Genomic DNA, 12,940 nt, shown 5'->3' on the forward strand with positions numbered 1-12,940 from the left:
GGGGGGGGGGGGGGGGGGGGCCGCCCCCCCCCCCCCCCCCGGCCCGGGGGGGGGCCGGGGGGGGGGGGCGGGGGGGGGGGGGGGGGGGGCCCGGCGTGGGCGCCGTCCGTCGGCGCCCTGGGCGTCGTACGGGGTGCCGCCGACGCCGGGGGCTGGCTCTCTCGACGCCGTACGCCGATGCCGCCGGCGTCTTCGGCGTGTCCCGTCGGCGTCGTGGTCGGCGTCGTCGGGCGGGCAGGGTGAGACTACCTGGTCATCGTGTCAGCGCCGGTCGGCGCCGACGGCGTAGCCGTGCGCGTCGGCGCGCTGCCGCAGGGGGTACCCGTCGTCGTGGCCGGGGCGTCCGGCGGGGCCGGGGCTGGCGTGGCGGCTCTCGTAGGCGTCGTATTCGTCGGCCTCGTCGAGGTCCTCGGGGACCAGGCTCCAGACGATGAGGTCGGTGCGGGTCTCGGCCCAGCTGCCGTCGGCCGCCTGGGTCCGCACTATCCACGCGTTGCGCAGGACGCCTTCGCTGATGCAGCCGATCTTCTGGGCGACCTGCTGGGAGGCGGTGTTGTCCGCCGCCGTGCGCAGTTCGAGTCTCTCGAAGCCCTGGTCGCGCAGGAGCCACTGGGCGACGGCGAGGACGGACTCGCTGGCGTAGCCCTCGCCGCGGGCCCAGGGGGCGGTGACGTAGCCGACCTCGCTGGTGCGGGTGCGCCAGTTGGTGTTCCGGAGGTGGACGATGCCCACGAGGCGCTGGGTGAGGAACTCGGTGACGGCGAAGACGATGCCGCGGCCCTCGGTGCGCTCGGTGTGGGAGTGCACGGTGGCCCAGGCGTGGGCGTCGGCGCGGGTGTAGGGGTGCGGTACCGAGGTCCAGGCGGTGATGTGCTCGTCGTTCATCATCTCGGCGAGCGCGGTGACGTCGTCCTCCTCGAAGGGGCGCAGCACCAGCCGGTCCGTGCTGATGGTGACGTCCGGGAAGGTGGTAGTCATGCGCAGCTCCATGCCTGGGGACCGTGGTCGGGACCGTTCGTACGGGACCGTTCGTGCGGGTCGTAGGCCTCAGCATGCAGCATCGGCCGGGGGATGTGCAGGGCCGGGCCGCCCGGAGGCGGGCGTCCCCGGGAAGCCCGCGGCCCCGCGCGCCCGAGGGGGTGCGCGGGGCCGGGAAGCCGGCGTCCGCCAGGCGGTGTGGGGTCAGGCGCCCGGGGTGCCGAAGGCCGGGACGACCGAGCCCTGGTACTTCTCCTCGATGAACTTCTTGACCTCGTCGGAGTTCAGGAGCTTGGCGAGCTTCTGGATCCGCGGGTCGTTCTGTCGGCCGTCCTTGACCGCCAGGAAGTTGGCGTAGGGGTTGCCCTCGGCCTTCTCGAGGACCAGGGCGTCCTTGGCGGGCGAGAGCTTGGCCTCCAGGGCGTAGTTGCCGTTGATGACGGCGGCGTCGACGTCGTTCAGGGCGCGCGGGACCGTGGCGGCCTCCAGCTCCTTGAACTCCAGGCCCTTCTTGTCGGTGATGTCGGACAGCTTGGCGCTGGTGCCGACGCCCTCCTTGAGGGTGATCAGGTTGTTGGCGGCGAGCAGCTGGAGCGCGCGGCCCTCGTTGGTGGTGTCGTTGGGGACGGCGACGGTCTGGCCCGGCTTGATGTCCGAGAGGGCCTTGACCTTCTTGGAGTAGAGGCCGAGGGGCTCCAGGTGGACGTTCACGACGGGCACGATGTGCGTGCCGTTCTTCTTGTTGAAGTCGTCGAGGTACGGCTTGTGCTGGAAGTAGTTGCCGTCGACCTGGCCCTGTTCGGTGGCGGTGTTGGGCAGGACGTAGTCCGTGAACTCCTTCACCTCCAGCTTGAGGCCGTCCTTGGCCGCCAGCTTGTCCTTGACGAAGTTCAGGATGTCGGCGTGCGGGCTCGGGGAGGCCGCGATGACCAGCGGCTTGCTCTCGTCGACCTTGCCGCCGTCGGTCTTGGCGGCCGTGGAGGGGTCCGAGGAGCTGCCGCAGGCGGTGAGGCCGAGGGCGAGCGCGGCGGAGGCGGCGGCGATGGCGGTGAGCTTGCTGTTCTTGCGCACGAAGAGTGCCTTTCTTGCTTTTTCCGGTGGTGGCCCAAGCACGACAAGTGCGGGCTCTGGGGGTGGGGAGGTTCGGTTCCGGTGAGGAAGGTCCGCTCAGGCTGTACGGCCGCGGCGGGCGAGGACGCGTACCACGCCGTCGCCGATCAGCTGGATCACCGTGACGAGGGCGATCAGGACGGCCACGGTGGCGACCATGAAGCCGGTCTCGAAGCGCTGGAAGCCGTAGGTGATGGCCTTGGAGCCGAGTCCTTCGCCGCCGACGGCGCCGGCCATGGCGGAGTAGCCGATCAGGGTGATCACGGTGGTGGTGACCGCGGCGACCAGCGAGGGCAGGGCCTGCGGGAGCAGCACCTTGCCGACGAGGGTGGGGATGCCGCCGCCCATGGACTCGACGGCCTCGATCAGGCCGTGGTCCACCTCGCGGACGGCCGTCTCGACGAGGCGGGCGAAGAAGGGTATGGCGCCGATGGCGAGCGGGACGATCATGGCGGTGGGGCCGATGAAGGTGCCGACGACGGCGGTGGTGACCGGGATCAGGAAGATCAGCAGGATGATGAACGGCAGCGAGCGGCCCATGTTCACGATCACGCCGATGACCTTGTTGAGCGGCTGGTTCTGCAGCAGGCCGCCCTTGTCGGTGAGGACGAGGAGGATGCCGAGGGGCAGTCCGCCGAGGACGGTCACCAGGGTGGACCACAGCACCATGTAGAGGGTGTCGTAGGTGCCCTGGGTGAGCAGGGGCTGCATTTCGGACCAGGTCACTTGGCACCGTCCTTGACGAGGGCGGCGATCTCGGAGTCGAGGTCCGAGTCGTCGTCGACGAGGTCGACCTGGAGGCCCTGCTCGCGCAGGAAGCCGACGGGCACGACGTTGTCCTCGTAGCGGCCGGGCAGCTCGATGCGCATCCGGCCGATCTGGCGGCCGGCGACGGTGTCCATCGCGGCGCCGAGGATCGAGATGTCGATGTTGTACGTGCGGGAGAGCTGGGAGATGACCGGCTGGGTGGCGGCCTCGCCGTGGAAGGTGACGTCGACGACGGTGTGGTCGGGGCCGGTGGCGGTGCCGCTGACCGGGAAGAGTTCGCCGGCGAGCTCGGAGCCCGGGGTGGCGAGCAGCTCGGCGACGGTGCCGGATTCGACGATCCGGCCGCGCTTCATGAGCGCGGCGGAGTCGCAGACGGTCTTGACGACGTCCATCTCGTGCGTGATGAGCAGGACGGTCAGGCCGAGCCGGCGGTTGAGGTCGCGCAGCAGCTGGAGGATGGAGCGGGTGGTCTCGGGGTCGAGGGCGCTGGTGGCCTCGTCGGAGAGGAGCACCTTGGGGTCGCCGGCCAGGGCGCGGGCGATCCCGACGCGCTGCTTCTGGCCGCCGGAGAGCTGGCTGGGGTAGGCCTTGGCCTTGTCGGCGAGGCCGACGAGGTCGAGGAGTTCCAGGGCCTTGCGGGAGCGCTCGCGGCCGGAGACGCCGAGGATCTCCAGGGGCAGCTCGATGTTGGCCTGGACGGTGCGCGAGGACAGCAGGTTGAAGTGCTGGAAGACCATGCCGATGCGGCTGCGGGCTTCGCGCAGTTCCTTTCCGGCGCGCCGGCCGCGGCCGGCGAGGGCGGTGAGCTCGACGCCGTCCACGGTCACGGTGCCGCTGGTGGGGCGCTCGAGGAGGTTCACGCAGCGGATCAGGGAGGACTTGCCGGCGCCGCTCTGGCCGATGACTCCGTAGACCTCGCCCTCGCGGACGTGCAGGTCGACGCCGTCCAGGGCGGTGACCTCGCGGCCACGGGACTGGTAGACCTTCGTGAGGCCCGATGTGGTGATCACAGGATTTCCGTCGCTGTCGAGTGCACGGGGTGCGGATGCCGTGCACGGGGCGAACATCTGGGGACGCGATACGGGGCGAACCGTCACAAAATGATGGTGTCGACGCGTGCGCGGGGCAGGAGCGGTCCGGACCGGGGGTCAGTCGGCGGTGACGGCCGACCGGGGTGGCGGCGGAGTCGCTCGGCGGGTCTCGCTTCGGGGCGCGGGACGGCGGGAGGGGGCCCTCAGAAGGCGCGCATTCGACACATACAACGAGCACCGGGCGTCATCGTCGCCTCGGTCGCAAGGGTGCGGCTGCTCGTCGTGGTCATGGGCCCCAGTAAAGCAGACCGGGCGGCTCACCGATCAATGATGTCCGGATAGCGGACAGAAAGCGGTCGCATCCCGCACGGCACCGGGCACCCTCGACCCTGCGCCTCCAGGGTGACGCCGGCCTCTCCGGCCAGTCCTGGCACGGCCGAGAGGTCCTCACGACCGCGTCGGCGGCGCAGTCGGCGGCCGAGTGCGCTGTGGCCAAGGCCACGGTCCGCATGCCGGCCGCCCGGCGGCGGCCGGCCCGGCGCGGGCGGCCGGCCCGGCGGAAGGGGCCGCCGCCCGGCTCCGCGCCTTCCGGGGAAGCCCGGGCGAGGGGCGGACGCATCGGGTCTCCGGGCCCGTAATACCCTCGCTGCATGCTCGACGCCCTGACGGTCGCCATCGGCGCGGCCGCACTCGCCCTCGCCGTCTGGTGCGGCCATGCCGCATGGCGGGACCAGCCGACCAAGGACTGGCACTTCATCGGCATGGCCGTGGTGACCGTGCTGGTCCTGGCGCAGCTGGTGATCGGCCTGGTCCAGCTGGGCCGGGGCGAGAAGCCCGGACAGGGCACGGTGATCTTCGTGGCCTACCTGCTGGGCGCCTTCGCGGCGGTCCCGGCGACCGGGTTGCTCTCGCTGACCGAGCGCACCAAGTGGGGTTCGGTGACGGTGGCCGCGGGTGCGGTCGTCCTCGCCGTCCTGGAAGTACGGCTCTACGACATCTGGGGAACCGCCGGTGCCTGACACGACGACCGCCCCGCCCGCCGGGCGCAAGCGACTGGTCTCCGGTCCGGGGCTGCTGCTGGTGTGGCTCTACGGGGTCATGGTGGTGGGCGCGCTGTCGCGCTCGGTCTACGAGATCTCCACCGGCTTCGGCCGGGCGCCGCTGGCGTACTCGCTGTCGGCGGCCGCGGCCGTGGCGTACGCGTTCATCACGTACTCGCTGGTGCGCGGCGGGGAGAGGGCGCGCAGGGCGGCGCTGGTGTGCTGCGGCGCCGAGTTGGCCGGTGTGCTGGCCGTCGGCACGTGGACGCTGGTGCGGCCCGAGGCCTTCCCCGACTCGACCGTGTGGTCGCAGTTCGGGATGGGCTACCTCTTCATCCCGGTCGTCCTCCCGGTCACGGGCATGCTCTGGCTGCGGTCCAGGCGCCAGGGCGCCTAGAGCGGGCACTGCTCCGCGTACGGGGGCGGCCGCCGGGCGGGCGGCGCGCCCCCGTCGCCGGGGGCTACGCGCTGACGGCGAAGTCGGCGGGCCGGGCTTCCTTCTCCAGGATCACCAGGTGCACGCCGTCGGAGGCGGTGCGGTTGCCGACCTGCGCGTAGCCGGCCTTGCGGTAGAGCCGCAGGTTGGACTCGCTCTTGTGACCGGTGTGGAGGCGGAAGCGGGTCGTGCCGCCGTGGCCGGACAGGGCCTCCTCGACGCCGCGCAGCAGCCGGGCGCCGAGGCCGTGGCCCTGCAGCCGGGGGTGTACGCACAGCTTGGCGATGCTCGCCGTGCCGTCCTCGCCGACGCTGCCGCGCACCGCGCCCACCACCTCGTCGCCGAGCCGGGCCACCAGGACGGTGTCCGAGGCGAGCTCCGCCTTCAGGGAGTCCAGGGACTGGGTGAGCGGCTGGATGAGGTAGTTGCCGTACAGCTCGGCCTCCCGCTGGAACGCCAGATACTGCAGCTTGAAGATCTGCTCGGCGTCTTCGGCGGCCGCCGCCGAAATGGTCACGCTCATGCCCATGTGCGCATGCCTCCCGCTCACCTGGTGGCTCTCCGGTCTACCGCTCCTTTCCCCACGGGCCAGGAACCGCAACCTCTGAAGCCAGCATTCTGCGCAGACATCCCAGGCAACGGGAACGTACCGGCCCCAAACTTCCTTGTGAGATACCCAACTCTCCTGCGATTTCACGGTAAGTGAGGTCTCGGGGCGAGAGAAGGGCGGCCAACAGCTCCGGACAGCGTCCCGGCAATCGGGCGACCGCCGATCGGAGGGCACGGTTCTCCTCGCCGTGCAGCAGGGCGTCTTCGGGCTCGCCACCCGCGTCGGCGGGAGTGGGGGCGGGCCTTCCGCCGTACGGGACCTCGTGCCGCGCCCGCCGCCGGGCGAGCCGGGCCTCGGCGCGCACCGCGCGCCGCAGCCAGCGGGCGCGGCCGGTGGGGTCGGGGACGCGCGGGCCGCGCTCCAGCAGCCGCACCCAGACGGCTTGTTCCAGGTCGGCGGCTTCCACCCCGGCGGCCGGGGCCTCCGCGGCGGCCTCGGCGGAGAGCAGCGGGCCCAGTTCGCCGAGCAGGTGGGGTTCCTGTATCAGGTCCATGCCGGGCGGGACGCGGGTGCCGGGCCGGGCGGTTTCCCCGCCGGGCCCGGCCCACCCGTTCGGGGCCGGCGGCCTAGCGGTTGACGCCGCGTCCGGGGCGGAAGTCCTCCGCCGCGAGCAGTCCGGTGTCCGGGTTGTCGGTGAAGATGCCGTCGATGCCCAGTTCGAAGTACCTGCGGAAGGCGCCGAACGCGTCCCCGTAGGCGGCCGGGTCGGATCCCTTGCGGTACTCGGCCGGCAGGAAGCTGTTCTCGTTGCGCGCGGTGTAGGGGTGCAGCACCAGGCCCCGGGCGTGGGCGTCGCGGACGAGGGTGGTCGGGGTGCCGAGCTTGCCGGCCGCGTCGCGCGGCACGATCAGGTCGAGGGTGGGGCCGATGCCCTGGGCGAAGTCGGCGATCCACCGGAGCCCCTCGGGCTTGACCAGGTCCGCGACGGTGCGGGGGTCCTTGGCCGCCTCGAAGTCCCAGGGCCGGGTGTTCGCGGCGGACAGCAGCACCACGCGCGGGGCGGACACCAGGCGGGAGAGCCGCTGGAGGCTGGAGGGCTCGAAGGACTGGAGGAACACGGCGGCGTCGCGGCCGTCGCGGCCGTAGCGGCGCAGCAGCCGGGCGAGGGGCTCCTCCAGGCCGAGGCCGAGTCCTCTGAAGTAGCTGGGGTGCTTGGTCTCCACGTGGAGCCAGATCCGCTTGTCGCGCAGCCGGCCCTCGCGGTCGGCCCAGCGCAGCACCTCTTCGAAGGTGGGGACGGCCCACCGGCCGTCGTAGAGGGTGCCCCGCTGGCGGACGGCGGGGATACGTTCCTTCGCGCGCAGGGTCTTCAGCTCGGCGAGGGTGAAGTCCTCGGTGAACCAGCCCGTGACGGAGACGCCGTCGACGGTCTTGGTGGTGTGCCGGGAGGCGAACGCGGGGTGGTCGGCGACGTCGGTGGTGCCGCCGATCTCGTTCTCGTGGCGGCAGACGAGGTGTCCGTCCCTGGTGGGGACGAGGTCCTGTTCGATGACGTCGGCGCCGAGGTCGAGGGCCAGCCGGTAGGAGCCGAGGGTGTGCTCGGGCCGGTAGCCGCTGGCGCCGCGGTGTCCGATGACCAGCGGTACGGGCAGGTCGCGGTAGCCGCCCTCGCCGTGTCCGCCGCCACCGCGTCCGTCGCCCCGGACGGCGTCGTCCCGTACACGGTCGGCGGCCGAGGCGGACCCCGCCGACAGGCCGGTGAGTCCGGTTCCGGCCGCCAGCGCGGCCGCCGCTCCCAGGACCGTGCGCCGCGCTGCCCCACCCTGTGTCATCAGTGCCTCTCCTCGCTGCGGACGGGCCCGCGGCCCCGGGATCTCCGGGGTGCGTGCGGCCCGGGCCGGCGTGCCGATGGTAGGCAGCGCCGGGTGGCGCGGGGGTGGGCCGCGTCCGAACATGGCGCAAACGCGTGTCAACACTGCGTATCCACCTCGTGAACCCGATGTGCGATCAGGGGTGACCCGCGAGTATCGTCCTCACCTGCACTACCGCCGTGTGGTGCGAAAGCCGCTTTTCGATGCCGGAGGGCTCACGTTGTTCCGTACCGCGCTCATCAAGGCCACTGTCGGATCGGCCATGCGCCTGATGTTCCGCACCAAGGTGGAGGGGCTCGACAACATCCCGGGCACCGGTCCGGTGATCCTGGCGGGCAATCACCTCACCTTCATCGACTCGATGATCCTGCCGCTGGTGTGCGACCGTACGGTCCACTTCATCGGCAAGGACGAATACGTGACGGGCAAGGGCCTCAAGGGCCGGCTGATGGCGTGGTTCTTCACCGGCGCGGGCATGATCCCGGTGGACCGGGACGGCGCGAACGGCGGCGTCGCCGCGCTGATGACGGGCCGCCGGATCCTCGAGGAGGGCAAGATCTTCGGGATCTACCCCGAGGGCACCCGCTCCCCCGACGGCCGGCTCTACCGCGGCCGGACCGGCATCGCCCGCCTCACCCTGATGACCGGTGCGCCGGTGGTCCCCTTCGCGGTGATCGGCACGGACAAGCTCCAGCCCGGCGGCGCCGGAATGCCGCGCCCGGGCCGGGTCACGATCCGCTTCGGCGAGCCGATGGAGTTCTCCCGCTACGACGGCATGGACCGCGACCGCTACGTGCTGCGCGCCGTCACCGACTCGGTGATGGCCGAGGTCATGCGGCTGTCGGGGCAGGAGTACGTGGACATGTACGCCACCAAGGCGAAGGCGGCCTGAACCGCGCTACTGCCGTTGCAGTGACCGGCTGACGCCCGCCGCCGTCGTGGTGGCGAGGACCCAGCCGGTCACGATCAGCAGGTACGACAGCCACTGGTACCAGCCCGCTGGCGCGAACGCCGACTCCTGGCCGAAGCCGATGATCGGCAGCATCAGGTCGAGGGTGTAGAAGAGCGGGTTGAACTCCGGAGCCTCCCCCGCCTTCAGGGCCGGGGGCGGCCGGAGCCCGTAGGCGACGGTCCCCGTCACCGTCAGGGCCAGCAGCCACGCCGCCGCGCGGAGCGGCCGGAACCCGTACCCGACGGTGACGTCCTGGAGCAGGCCCCACAGCCGCGTGTGCCGGGGCTGGGTGCGCCGGTGGCGGCGGAGTTTGGCCAGCTGGGCGGTACGGGCGCCCGCCTCGTCGCCGACGGTGCGGTAGGAGGCGGCCAACTGCTCGTAGGCGTACGGGAGGTAGCCGTCCTCCTCGCGTTCGAGCAGCGGCAGCCGGTCCTCGGCCGGCAGGTGCGGGTGCAGCAGCCGGTAGGTGAGCCCGTCGGTGCGGACCAGGGCGGGCCACACGGACGGCTCGGCCCACAGCAGGTCGAACTGGCTGCGGCGCAGGTTGACGATGCCGTCGATGGTGGGGGCCTTGCGCAGCCAGAACTCCCCCATGACGGCGGAGCTGACGCGCAGGGCCACGTCGCCGGGGTTGGACAGGGTCGCCCGGCTCAGTATCACCTGGCCGGGGACTCGGGCGCCGGTGAGGTTGACCAGGCCCTCGGCGTGCAGCCGGTTGCCGCGTATGTCGGTGCCGACGGTCAGCGTCTCGGCGTGCAGGGCGATGCCGCCGGGGTTGAGGAGCCGGGCCCCGTCGAGGCTGATCTGGCCGGCGACGCCGGCTCCGTTGAGGCGGAACTGGCCGTGGACGGTGAGGCCGTCGGCCATGATGTCCGTGCCTATGTCGGCGTGGTTGAGCTGGAGCGGGGGTTCGTCCGCCTCGTCGGGCAGGGCCCCGGGCCGGATGACGGCCCCCTGGAGGAAGAGACCGCCGGCGATCTTCGCGCCCGCGAGCCGGACGGGGCCGTCGATGCGGCAGCCGGAGAGCCTGAGCACGACCTCGACGCGCACGGTGGCGGCGGTCAGGCCCGGCAGGGTGGAGTCCCCGAGCACGACGGCGCGCAGCTGGGCGCCGTACATCATGGGCTTGCGCTCGAACCAGCAGCCCCGCATCCGGATCGGGTGGTCCACGACCGCGTACTTCAGGTCGAGTTTGCCGGCGATCTTCGCGCCGTAGAGCTTGATCCCGGCGACGTGTCCCTCGTCGGCGGAGCCGGCGACGAGCAGGGCGCGCAGCACTTCCGCGCGGACGGTGCGCTCGGGCCCCCAGGTGCCCCCGTCGTGGGAGGTCTCCCCGGGGCCCTCGCGGAAGTCGACGGCCTCGCCGCGGGGGAAGGCGTCCCATACGCGGCGTTCCGCGGGGCTCAACTCGGTGATCTCCATCGCCGGGATCGTGTCCCGGCCGTGATCACCGTGTCAACCCGGTCAACTCCCGCCGGGGCGCGGTGGCCGGACGGTGCGTCAGTGTTCGACGCCCTCTTGGAGCTCCTGTCCCCTGAGCAGGAACCAGGCGGCCGCCGCGGTGGCCAGCAGGACGGCTGCGCCGACGCCGGAGGCGAGCCGCAGGCCGTCCACGAAGGCCTCCTGGGCGGCGCCGACCATGGCCGATGCGGTCTGCGGGTCCAGGGCGCGGGCGGCCTCCACCGCGCCGCCGAGCGACTCGTGGGCGGCGTCGGCCAGGGGGGCGGGGACGGAGGCCGGGGCGGTGAAGCCCTGGTAGACGCCGGTGACGACGGAGCCGAGCAGGGCGATGCCGAGGGCCGCACCGAGTTCGTACGCGGTCTCGGAGACGGCCGAGGCGGAACCGGCCTGTTCCTTGGGGACGCTGGAGAGGATGACGTCGGCGGTGACGGTGAAGGAGAAGCCCGCGCCGAGTCCGACGACGAGCAGGGCGGCGCCGAGCAGCGGGTAGCCGCTCTCGCGGTGGATCACGGTGAGCGCCCCGAGGGCCAGGCCGATCGCGGTGAGCCCTCCGGTCACGATGACGCGTACGGAGTACCGGCGGGCGAACCGGCCCGCGACCAGGCCGGTGGCCACCGCGCCGATGGCGGCGGGCAGTTCGGCCAGGCCCGCCTCCAGCGGGTCGCGGCCCTGGACGAGCTGGAGGAACTGGGAGAGGAAGAAGACGAGGCCGGAGAGGCCGAAGACGGTCAGGAGGTCGGCGAGGACCGCGCCGGAGAAACCGCGGTGCCTGAAGAGCCGCATGTCGAGCAGCGGGGACGCGAGGGCGAACTGGCGGCGTACGAAGGCGTACAGGCAGGCGGCGCCGAGGAGGGCGGCGATCCAGACGCCCGGGACGGCGCCGTGGGTGGCCCCTTCCTTGACGGCGTAGACGACGCCGATGACGCCGACGAGGGACAGGCCGACGCTGAGCAGGTCCCAGGGGCCGGCGACCGGGTTCTTGGACTCGGGCAGCAGCCGGATGCCGACGAGGACGAGGGCGATCATCACCGGGAGGTTGATGAGGAAGACCGAGCCCCACCAGAAGTGCTGGAGCAGGGCCCCGCCGACGACGGGTCCGACGGCCGCGCCGGCGGAGGCGGTGGCGCCCCAGATGCCGATGGCGAGGCTGCGCTCGCGCGGGTCGTGGAAGATGTTGCGGATCAGCGCGAGGGTGGACGGCATGAGGGTGGCGCCGGCGACGCCGAGCAGGGCGCGGGCCGCGATCATCATCTCGGGGCTGGACGCGTAGGCGTTCAGGACCGAGACGGCGCCGAAGGCGGTGGCGCCGCTGAGGAGCAGCTTCTTGCGGCCGATCCGGTCGCCGAGGGAGCCCATGGAGACGAGCAGGCCGGCGATGACGAAGGAGTAGATGTCGCCGATCCACAGCAGCTGGGTGCCGGTCGGCTTGAGGTCCTCGCTGAGGGAGGGCGTCGCGAGGCCGAGTACGGTGGCGTCCACCGCGACCAGCAGGACGGCCAGGACGAGCACGGAGAGGGCGAGCCAGCGCCCCGCGCTCCTCCCCTCCGCCCCCGTCCGCCGGTTCAGCTGTTGCGTTCGGCTCATCACTCCACACTCCGTCGGGCGCCGCCGAGCAGCAACTCGGTGATCATGTACTGGAAGTCCTTGGCCGCGACCCGGCCGTCCATGACGGCCCAGGCGCAGGTGCCGATGAGGCCGTAGAGGGCCTCGGTGAGCCAGGCGGGGCTGAGGTCGATGCGGATGTCGCCCTCCTGCTGGCCGCGCCGGAAGAGCGCGCCGACGCGGGCGTCGAGGCGGGCCCAGCCCTCGTTGACCTGGTCGCCCTCGAAGAGCTGGTTCTCGGTGACGAGGAAGGCCAGCAGCTGGGCGTTGGGCTCCGCCTCGGCGATCAGGCGCTTCAGGGCGTCCACGGCGGTGTCCTCGTCGAGGCGGGCCCGGTCGAAGGCGCCCTCGAACTCGCGGATGCCGAGGTCTTCGAGGGCCCGTACGAGGGCGTCGCGCCCGGCGAAGTGCCGGTGGAGGGTCGCACGGCCGATGCCGGCGGCGCGGGCCACCTCGTCCATCGTGGCGGTCGACTTGCGGGAGAGCAGGGCCGCCGCGTCGCGGAGCACCTGGTCACGATCCATAGCCATGAGACAAGCCTACCCCGAATGAGACGCGCGCGTCTCACAAGCCTGTTCGATCAATCGGAAGACGAGCCGCCCGACCGGGCGGCCGGAGAGGAAACCCGGAGCCATGAAGCCACTGCTGCTCATCGACATCGACGGCCCCCTGAACCCGTACGCCGCCCAGGCCGAGCGCCGCCCCGAGGGCTACACCACGCACCGGATGCGGCCCACCGGCTTCACCACGGGCAAGCCGCTGCGGGTCTGGCTGAACCCCGACCACGGAGCGGAGCTGCTCGCGCTGGCGGACGCGTACGACCTCGTCTGGGCCACCACCTGGAAGGACGAGGCGAACGACTGGATAGGGCCGCGCCTGGGGCTGCCGCGGCTCCCGTTCATCGACTGGCCGCAGATGCACGGCCGGGCACCGCGCGGCACCTTCTGGAAGACCCAGTACGTCCTCGAGTACGCGGGCGCGCGGCCCTTCGCCTGGATCGACGACGACATCACGGCCATGGACCACGAGTACGTCGACCAGCGCCACCCGGCGCACGCCCTGCTGATGTACGTGGACGAGCGGATCGGCCTGACCCGGCCGGACTTCGACGCCCTGGCGGACTGGGCGCGCTGACCTTCCC

14 protein-coding genes are annotated in these 12,940 nt (G+C 72.2%); 4 read left to right on the forward strand and 10 right to left on the reverse strand.

From position 1 onward, the window contains the following. Nucleotides 1-261: 261 nt before the first annotated feature. The 4 genes from AB0D45_RS30780 to AB0D45_RS30795 all read right to left on the reverse strand — a co-directional run bounded on the left by AB0D45_RS30780 (nt 262) and on the right by AB0D45_RS30795 (nt 3,866). Entirely contained in the window at nt 262-978 is a 717-nt protein-coding gene (locus AB0D45_RS30780) for a GNAT family N-acetyltransferase (RefSeq protein WP_361609837.1), read from the reverse strand. 204 nt (nt 979-1,182) lie between these two features. Further along, the gene (locus tag AB0D45_RS30785) at nt 1,183-2,049 is read right to left on the reverse strand and encodes a MetQ/NlpA family ABC transporter substrate-binding protein (protein ID WP_362465118.1); all 867 of its coding nucleotides are present in this window, start codon (nt 2,047-2,049) and stop codon (nt 1,183-1,185) included. Nucleotides 2,050-2,145: 96 nt separating this feature from the next. After that, nucleotides 2,146-2,814, reverse strand: coding sequence for a methionine ABC transporter permease (locus tag AB0D45_RS30790; RefSeq protein WP_362465121.1), 669 nt, complete (start codon nt 2,812-2,814; stop codon nt 2,146-2,148). Then, nucleotides 2,811-3,866 carry an ATP-binding cassette domain-containing protein gene (locus AB0D45_RS30795; RefSeq protein ID WP_362465123.1) on the reverse strand — a complete coding sequence of 352 codons (1,056 nt, stop codon included), beginning with the start codon at nt 3,864-3,866 and terminating at the stop codon, nt 2,811-2,813. Before AB0D45_RS30795 ends, AB0D45_RS30790 begins: the two co-directional genes overlap by 4 nt. Nucleotides 3,867-4,537: 671 nt before the next feature. Here AB0D45_RS30795 and AB0D45_RS30800 point away from each other — a divergent pair. After that, nucleotides 4,538-4,906 (forward strand): hypothetical protein, encoded by a 369-nt coding sequence (locus AB0D45_RS30800; RefSeq protein ID WP_362465126.1) that lies wholly within the window; start codon nt 4,538-4,540, stop codon nt 4,904-4,906. After that, on the forward strand, nt 4,899-5,324 hold the full coding sequence (locus AB0D45_RS30805) for a hypothetical protein (protein ID WP_362465129.1): 426 nt from the start codon (nt 4,899-4,901) through the stop codon (nt 5,322-5,324). Before AB0D45_RS30800 ends, AB0D45_RS30805 begins: the two co-directional genes overlap by 8 nt. Before the next feature lie 64 nt (nt 5,325-5,388). Here AB0D45_RS30805 and AB0D45_RS30810 read toward each other — a convergent pair whose 3' ends face one another. The 3 genes from AB0D45_RS30810 to AB0D45_RS30820 all read right to left on the reverse strand — a co-directional run bounded on the left by AB0D45_RS30810 (nt 5,389) and on the right by AB0D45_RS30820 (nt 7,745). Beyond that, entirely contained in the window at nt 5,389-5,892 is a 504-nt protein-coding gene (locus AB0D45_RS30810) for a GNAT family N-acetyltransferase (protein WP_362465132.1), read from the reverse strand. A gap of 37 nt (nt 5,893-5,929) precedes the next feature. Further along, nucleotides 5,930-6,466 (reverse strand): sigma-70 family RNA polymerase sigma factor, encoded by a 537-nt coding sequence (locus AB0D45_RS30815; RefSeq protein WP_362465135.1) that lies wholly within the window; start codon nt 6,464-6,466, stop codon nt 5,930-5,932. A 73-nt stretch (nt 6,467-6,539) separates the two neighbouring features. Then, nucleotides 6,540-7,745 carry a glycerophosphodiester phosphodiesterase gene (locus AB0D45_RS30820; protein WP_362465138.1) on the reverse strand — a complete coding sequence of 402 codons (1,206 nt, stop codon included), beginning with the start codon at nt 7,743-7,745 and terminating at the stop codon, nt 6,540-6,542. 301 nt (nt 7,746-8,046) lie between these two features. On the opposite strand from AB0D45_RS30820, the gene AB0D45_RS30825 reads away from it, so the two are divergent. Then, nucleotides 8,047-8,676: a lysophospholipid acyltransferase family protein gene (locus AB0D45_RS30825; RefSeq protein ID WP_361609482.1), complete on the forward strand. Its 630-nt coding sequence runs from the start codon at nt 8,047-8,049 to the stop codon at nt 8,674-8,676. Between the two features lie 6 nt (nt 8,677-8,682). Here the strand turns inward: AB0D45_RS30825 and AB0D45_RS30830 are convergent, their stop codons facing one another. The 3 genes from AB0D45_RS30830 to AB0D45_RS30840 form a co-directional block, all read right to left on the reverse strand. Next, on the reverse strand, nt 8,683-10,158 hold the full coding sequence (locus AB0D45_RS30830) for a membrane-associated oxidoreductase (protein ID WP_362465141.1): 1,476 nt from the start codon (nt 10,156-10,158) through the stop codon (nt 8,683-8,685). 78 nt (nt 10,159-10,236) lie between these two features. Continuing rightward, nucleotides 10,237-11,781: an MFS transporter gene (locus tag AB0D45_RS30835; protein ID WP_361609486.1), complete on the reverse strand. Its 1,545-nt coding sequence runs from the start codon at nt 11,779-11,781 to the stop codon at nt 10,237-10,239. Next, nucleotides 11,781-12,329, reverse strand: coding sequence for a helix-turn-helix domain-containing protein (locus AB0D45_RS30840; protein ID WP_361609488.1), 549 nt, complete (start codon nt 12,327-12,329; stop codon nt 11,781-11,783). Before AB0D45_RS30840 ends, AB0D45_RS30835 begins: the two co-directional genes overlap by 1 nt. A gap of 103 nt (nt 12,330-12,432) precedes the next feature. On the opposite strand from AB0D45_RS30840, the gene AB0D45_RS30845 reads away from it, so the two are divergent. After that, nucleotides 12,433-12,933, forward strand: coding sequence for an HAD domain-containing protein (locus tag AB0D45_RS30845; RefSeq protein ID WP_362465145.1), 501 nt, complete (start codon nt 12,433-12,435; stop codon nt 12,931-12,933). Nucleotides 12,934-12,940: the final 7 nt, after the last annotated feature.

The sequence above is a fragment of the Streptomyces sp. NPDC048352 genome (genome assembly GCF_040651895.1).
In the GTDB taxonomy this organism is placed as follows: Bacteria; Actinomycetota; Actinomycetes; order Streptomycetales; family Streptomycetaceae; genus Streptomyces.